The organism is Terriglobales bacterium (genome assembly GCA_035454605.1).
Taxonomy (GTDB): domain Bacteria; phylum Acidobacteriota; class Terriglobia; order Terriglobales; family Acidobacteriaceae; genus DATMAB01.
In genome coordinates, this window is the sequence record DATIGQ010000172.1 from 1 (window position 1) to 7,396 (window position 7,396).

5 protein-coding genes are annotated in these 7,396 nt (G+C 62.5%); 2 read left to right on the top strand and 3 right to left on the bottom strand.

Features of this window, described 5'->3' with window-relative positions; genetic code table 11:
• The 3 genes from metG to VLE48_12435 form a co-directional block, all read right to left on the bottom strand.
• A partial coding sequence (gene metG / locus VLE48_12425; GenBank protein ID HSA93809.1) for a methionine--tRNA ligase occupies positions 1-1,635 on the bottom strand: 1,635 nt, incomplete at its 3' end.
• 19 nt (positions 1,636-1,654) lie between these two features.
• On the bottom strand, positions 1,655-2,977 hold the full coding sequence (gene larC / locus VLE48_12430) for a nickel pincer cofactor biosynthesis protein LarC (protein HSA93810.1): 1,323 nt from the start codon (positions 2,975-2,977) through the stop codon (positions 1,655-1,657).
• 86 nt (positions 2,978-3,063) lie between these two features.
• Entirely contained in the window at positions 3,064-3,438 is a 375-nt protein-coding gene (locus tag VLE48_12435) for a hypothetical protein (GenBank protein HSA93811.1), read from the bottom strand.
• Positions 3,439-3,847: 409 nt separating this feature from the next.
• Here VLE48_12435 and argS point away from each other — a divergent pair, with 409 nt between their 5' ends.
• Positions 3,848-5,791 carry an arginine--tRNA ligase gene (gene argS / locus VLE48_12440; GenBank protein ID HSA93812.1) on the top strand — a complete coding sequence of 648 codons (1,944 nt, stop codon included), beginning with the start codon at positions 3,848-3,850 and terminating at the stop codon, positions 5,789-5,791.
• 990 nt (positions 5,792-6,781) lie between these two features.
• A complete protein-coding gene (locus tag VLE48_12445; GenBank protein HSA93813.1) occupies positions 6,782-7,321 on the top strand; it encodes a hypothetical protein in 540 nt (179 codons plus the stop codon).
• Positions 7,322-7,396: the final 75 nt, after the last annotated feature.

Genomic DNA, 7,396 nt, shown 5'->3' on the forward strand with positions numbered 1-7,396 from the left:
TGACGTAGTTGCCGGCGCCGCTTCCTTCTTCTCCGCTTCTGCTGCCTTTGGCTGGCTCTCCATCTGCTGCATCCTCTCGATCACCGATTTGTCCGCGCGCGGGAACACCGGCTCCACCAGGCCCAGCTTGGTGCCGTGGGCCAGTTGTCCCCACTCCAGCTTGTCCAGGCGCGCCTTGGCCACCGCGCCTAGTCCCAGTTGCGACCATATCCGCCCCGTCGCTTCCGGCATTACGGGATGCACCAGCGCCGTCACCACGCGCAGGGCCTCCGCCGCGGTGTAGAGCACCGTCGCCAGGCGCGCGCGGCTGTCTTCATCCGTTTTCTCCGCCAGCGTCCAGGGCTCGTTTTCCACCAGGTACTTGTTCACCGCCGCCACCAGCGTCCATGCCGCTTCCAGCGCTTTCGAGAACTGGTAGTCCTCGAACAGCTCCCGATAGCTGCGGATCACCTCGCCCGCGGTCTGCGCAATCTGCTCATCCGCCGCCGTCCGTGTCTTTGTCGCTGAGGGATACGGCACCTGCCCCTTGAAGTAGCGCCCGATCATCGACAGCGTCCGGCTCGAGAGGTTGCCCAGATCGTTGGCCAGGTCGGCGTTGTAGCGCCCCACCAGCGCATCGAAGCTGAACGCGCCGTCCTGACCGAACACCACTTCGCGCAGCAGGAAGTAGCGCAGCGCGTCCGTGCCCAGCGTCTCCATCACCGTCTCTGCGCGCACGATGTTCCCGCGCGACTTCGACATCTTGCTCTCTTCGAACAGCAGCCACCCGTGTGCCAGGATGGTCTTCGGCACCGGCAGCTCCGCCGCCAGCAGGAACGCCGGCCAGTACACGCAGTGAAAACGCACGATCTCCTTGCCGATCATGTGCACGTCCGCCGGCCAGTAGCGCGCGAACTTCTGCTGCTCTTTCTTGTCCTCCGACCCGAACCCGATGGCCGTAATGTAGTTCGAAAGCGCGTCCAGCCATACGTACATCACGTGACCCGGGTCGTCAGGAACAGGAACTCCCCATTGGAACGTGCTGCGGCTCACGGAAAGGTCCCGCAGTCCGCCGCGCACGAAGCTGACGACCTCGTTGCGCCGCGTCTCCGGGCGGACCAATTCCGGCCGCTCGCTGTACAGCCGCAGCAGCGGCTCCTCCATGGCCGAGAGCTTGAAAAAATAGTTCTCTTCGTGGACCGTCTCCGTGGGCCGGCCGCAATCCGGGCAGGGATCGCCCGGCTTCGCCGTATCCACGTACAGCTCGTCGTACACGCAGTACTGACCGGTGTAGGTGCCTTTGTAGATGTAGCCGCGGTCGCGCAGCCGCCGCCACAGCTCCTGTACGCCGCGCTTGTGTCGCTCGTCGGTGGTGCGGATGAAATCGTTGTAGCTGATCCCCATGCGGTCCCAAAGTGTCCGGAACGCGCCTGAGATCTCATCCGTCCACTCTTTCGGATCGCGCCCCGCCGCCACCGCCGCCCGCTCCACGTGCATGCCGTGCTCGTCCGTCCCCGTCAACAGGAACGCATCCACCCCCAGCATGCGCTGATAGCGCGCGATTGCGTCGCACACGATGGTGGTGTACGCGTGCCCCACATGCGGCCGGGCATTCACGTAATAAATGGGAGTGGTGATGTAGAACTTGCGATCCATGCCTGCGATTGGCCTTTCCTTACGAAGTTTTCCCCGACTCCTTGTCCAAATATGCGCGCAGCGCTTCCTGCATGACCTGCTTCAGCGGGAGACCGCGCTCCTCCGCGATACGGCGGCAGTCTTCGTACTCCGGAGCGTAGTGGCTGACGGCGCCGTTCAGGCTCGCGACTTTCATGCGGACCTCACCCCAGGGCGTCGGGACCTTGATTTCGCGCCGCGCCAGCACTCGCCGTTCTTCGTTGCGCATGCGCACGCCCAGGGTGGTGGTCTCGGTGAAGATCAGGCGGGCGAGTCGCTCGGCATCGGCGGGCTTGGCCAGCACCGTCAAGAGCATTCCCGGCCGGTTCTTCTTCATCTGCACCGGCGTGCCGAAGACTTCGAGCGCGCCCTCCGCCAAAGCGCGTTCCATCACGTAGCCGAAAACCTGCGGGCTCAGATCGTCGAGATTGGCCTCCAGCACGGTGACGGAATCGCGCGGCAGAGCGTTGACTTCCTCGATGGCATCGCCGACGGTGAGTCGCACCACATTGGCGTGGCCTGGGAAGTCGCGCGTGCCTGCGCCGTAGCCCGTGGCCGCGATGGTCATTGCCGGAAAGGAAGCAAAACGCGTGGCCAGCGTTTTCACGATCGCCGCGCCCGTCGGCGTCACCAGTTCGGCGTCGATGCCTGAGGAATAGATTGGCGCGCCACGCAGCAGCTCCACCGTAGCCGGCGCAGGAACAGGGAAGCGTCCGTGCTGGCACTCCACTGTGCCTCCGCCGACATTCAGCGGCGAGCACACCCAGGCGTCGGCAGCCAGATGTTCGGCGCCCACGGCGGCGCATACGATATCCACGATCGCGTCCGCTGCGCCCACTTCATGGAAGTGGATCTTCTCGACCTCGGTGTTGTGGATCTTGGCTTCGGCCTCGCCCAGCGCCTGGAACATGGCCAGGGCCGTCTTCTTCGCGCCATCGGAGATGGGCGCGTCCGCGATGATCCGGCGGATCTCCTTCAGCCCGCGATGCGCATGTTCGTGCGCCTGACCCTTACCGTGCTCATGTTCATGATGCTCGTGCGGGTGCGCCGCCTCGTGCGGGTGAGCGTGTCCGCCACCGTGTCCGGGCGCGTGATCATGCGAATGGCGGTCGCGCGGGCGGTCTTTTTCGCCACGGACGATCACATCCACTTTGGTGGCGCTGATGCCGGAGCGGGTGACCCGGGAGGTCTCCAGCCGCGCGCCCACGCTGAGGCCGGCGACAGTCTTTTCCAGCAGCTCCGTGGGCACGCCGGCATCCACCAGCGCTCCCAGGAACATGTCTCCGCTGATGCCGGAAAAGCAGTCCAGGTAGGCAATACGCATGATTACGCGCGACGCCCCCGCGACGCGCCGAAATTTTCATGATAGGGAAGCCAGCAGAGGAGGTCAAACCAGCGAAGCAAATCAGTCTACGCGTTGGTTTCGCTGCTGCCTTTCTCCCGCAACTTCCTAACAGAGGTGAAAATTCCCGTTAGCATGGAGAGCCACACGAAGATGCTTTCGCCCCAGGCCAGCCAATCCATGGCAAAATGCTCGATCTTGAGGAACTCTTCGCAGACGAGTCGGATAGCCATCAGGACCAAGCCAACCATCAGAAGGTTCAAACTCAGGGCGAGCCATGGCGTGCGTCTCTTTGCGAAAAGAATCGACATTATGGCCGTGGGAATGAGTACTGAGGCCAGGGCCACGAATACTCTTCTGTGCGTGACGGCAATGTCGCGAAAGACGATGAGCCACGAGAGCGCGCCAACCCAGATCACATTGGCCCCAACGATGAGAATCAATCGCTGTCTATGCCGTGTCATACGTCGTGCCACATTCTAGTCCCCTTAGGGACGGACTGAGAGTAGGACGGCACCGTGCCGGGTTGGCGTATCCGACAAATCGGGAGTCCCGTCAGGGACGGCTGAACTACCCAAACACGTACCTCGTGTCGTATTCGATGCCGTGCCGTTTCAGGAACTGGACCAACTCCTGCGGATTGTAGTCTGGTTTCAGTCGTCCCTGGCGGGACTGACCGAATCTGTTCCGACCAACCCGGCACTTCGTGCCGGGCTACTTTCATTGCGTCCCTGCGGGACGCCGCAGAGTGTCACACTTCTTCAGTGGAAGCAGGCCGGCCCTCCGTGTCTCCGTGGTGGACGTTCTCACTTTGCTATATTCATCCCTGGCTTTCACGAGGTTTCGGCCGCTTTGTATCGCCGTTTTCAACTCGCTCTGACCGACCGCATCCGCGAGTTCCTGCGCGAGGAGTACAGCCTGTCGCTCGACGGGATGGTGGTGGAGCAGCCTCCGCGCATCGATCTGGGCGAGTACGCCTTGCCGCTCAGCTTCGAGTTGGCCAAGCGGCTGAAGCGTCCGCCGCGCAAGATCGCCGAGGAGATCGTCTTCGGCGTAGGAGCGGTTCCCGGCTTCGAGAAACTCGAGGTCGCCGGCGCCGGCTACATCAACGCCCGCGTCCAGAGGGCGGAGCTGGCGCGGGAGTTACAGGCGGGTGTGACGGCGCCCGCCGCCGTCCAGGAGAAGATCCTGGTCGAGCACACCAGCGTCAATCCCAACAAGGCGGCGCACATCGGGCATCTGCGCAACGCCATCCTGGGAGACACCTTCGTGCGGCTGCTGCGCGGAGCCGGCCGCGAAGTCACGGTCCAGAACTACATCGACAACACCGGCGTACAGGTGGCCGACGTCATCGTGGGCTTCACGCGGCTGGAGAAGAAGTCGCTGACGGAAGTGGCCGAACTGATCGCCCGCGATCCCAAGATCGACTTTCTTTGCTGGGACCTGTACGCGCGCGTCTCCGAGTGGTACGTGCAGGACAAGAAGCACCTCGAAGCACGCAACGAGACGCTGCACGCCATCGAGCAGGGCGGCAACGACCTGGCCGAGATGGCTGACCTGCTCTCCACCGCCATCGTCGGCCGCCACCTCGAGACCATGGCGCGGCTGGACATCGAGTACGACTTCCTGCCCCGCGAGAGCGAGATCCTGCGGCTGAAGTTCTGGGAACTGGCCTTTCAGCAGTTGAAAGACAAGGGCGTGTTGCGCCTGGAAGCGCAGGGCAAGAACGCTGGCTGCTGGGTGATGCAGCGCAAGAGAGCGGAGGGAGCCGAGCCGACGGAGGAAGACCAGAAAGTGATCGTGCGTTCGAACGGCACCGTGACCTACGTGGGCAAGGACATCGCTTATCACCTGTGGAAGTTCGGGCTGCTGGGCCGCGATTTCGGCTACCGCAAGTTCTACCGCTATCCCTCCGGGCACCTGTGCTGGATGTCGTCGGAGGACGGCGAGAAAGAACACCCGCACTTCGGCGGCGTGGCCGGCATCTACAACGTGATTGATTCGCGCCAGGCGGACGCGCAGAACAACGTCATCGAGGCGCTGCGCGGGCTGGGCTACACCCAGCAGGCCGGCCACTACACCCACTTCTCCTATGAGATGGTGGCGCTCACGCCGCGCTGCGCCGCCTACCTGGGCTATGCGCTCAGCGAAGACGACCGCGGCAAGGCCTACATCGAGGTCTCCGGGCGCCGCGGCTTCGGCGTGAAAGCCGACGACCTGCTGGATTCGCTGATTGCAGCCGCCCAGGTCGAAGTGGACGCGCGCCACGCCTCGCTGAGCGACGGGGAACGCACCCGCATCGCCACCCAGATCGCCATCGGGGCGCTGCGCTACTTCATGCTCAAGTTCACCAAGACCTCGGTCATCGCGTTCGACTTCAAGGACGCGCTGAGCTTCGAGGGTGAAACCGGGCCCTATGCGCAGTACGCCGTGGTGCGCGCCACCAACATCTTCCGCAAGGGCGAGACAACGCCGGAAGAAGCTCTGGCCGAGCCGGTGGACTTCGAGCGTTTCTTCAAGGAGCCCGCCGGAGACGAGATCTGGGAACTGTGGCTGGCTGCCTCCAAGCTCTCGCACGCGGTCGAGCTGGCCCTCTCCACTACTGAGCCTGCGCACGTCGCCAAGTACGCCTTCCAGTTGGCGCAGCTCTTCAACAACTTCTACCACCGCCACCACATCCTCAACGAATTGGACGATGACCGGCAGAAGTTCCTGATGGCCACGGCCGCGGTCGTCCGCCGGGAATTGATACGCACGCTCGAACTGATGGGGATTGAAGCGCCTCCGGTCATGTGAGGCCCATGGCAAGCAACCAACCGAAGTTCAGAACTCGCGAGGCGTCTCGTCTCTATCGCAACAGGAAATTGGCGGCGAATCAGGAGGCAAGAGTAGATGCCGTCGACGAGATACTGAAGAAGCTGCCGCGGTCCTTGGCTGATATAGAGACCCTACTCAATTCAACTCCGCATCGAGCCTCTTACGAAGTCCATTTCACAATCTTTTGCCTGAGCTCACTTCCAGATCGCGGTCTCAAGGTACGGCGCAAGCTTCAGGAATTGACGGAACGATATCTCATGAACACTGATACAGAAGCGGCTCAAGCAGCCTGGATAGCGGGCGACGCGTTGGGCTGGCGGTGGCGCAACCTAACCCGGGAGGATCTGAGGGAAGTCACGATACTGGAACGCTGTGCAGTGCAAGCCAGATACCGGGCAGGCCGCCTGGGAGCCATTCACGGACTGCAGCATGTGCTCAACCGCTGCGACGCGTCTACGGCTCGTAGACTGCTGCGCTTGCTCAGCCATGTGCTCCGCAGTGACTCAAGCTTAAGAGTTCGAGACTACGCGCACTGGACACTTGACAGCGGGGGATGCTGGAATCAGGAAAAGGCCAGTCTCGCCCTCCGCACATTTGCTCACAAGCTTCGTGGTGGGAAGTATCCTCCGGGGCTGTTGGCTCGGTGGAAACGGCATTGAATAACTAGGTAAGTAAGCCGTGATTCTCGTTCTTGGAGTGGGTGTCTCTGTGGGCAAAATACCGTTTCACCCCGGGCACCCAGCCAAGCTACCCCGGGATCCTTGCGGCTTTCACCTTCTACCTCACCAAAATCCCTTCCCTGGAATGCTCAATCTTGATGTGACGGCAGCGGGCAGGCGGCGTGCCTGGATGGGTGCCCGTCGCCGGCAGAAGTGACGGAATCGGAGCTTGCAGCGTATACTCCCGCCGACTCAAAGGGGGCTAGTCTCACGGCCTGGCAGTAAGTCAATTCAGTCGCTGTCCACACTCATGAAGAAAACGCTCGTGCTATTGGCGGCGCTGACGCTCTCATCGCCACTACTGAGCTCTGCCGAGAACCCGGGTCCCTCCGCCGGACTCCGCATACCCGTGGTATTGAAGAACAGCCTTGATGCTCGAGGTCCCCTGGGCGCGAAGGTTGAGCTTGAGTGCAGGGAAGACGTGCGAGTCGGGGACAAAGTGATGATCCCGAAAAAAGCCCGCCTGACGGGACGGGTCATCAAAGCGGTGCCCTGGACCGACGACAAGGGCGAGTCGGTGCTCGCGCTGGTGGTCGAGCGTGCCGAGTGGAAGAGCGGCTCGCTCGAGCTGAAGGCGTTCATCATCGATCGCCCGCAGGTGCTGAGAAACGAATGGACCCGTCGCTGGTCCGCCGCGCACCCCCATATGTTCCTGCCTTCCGTGGACAAGAGCGCAGTGCTGCGCCCGGTGGACGATCCCGAGATCGTCACCGAGGTGGTTTCTGACAAGCACAACCTCAGAATGGACCCGGAAACGAAGTTCATCCTGGGCGATACCTTGAACCGTTGAGTCCGCTCACGGCGCCCGTTGGCGGCGTGCTTCGGAAGCCCGCATCAAACGGACCGGCAATCGCCAGACGTTCGA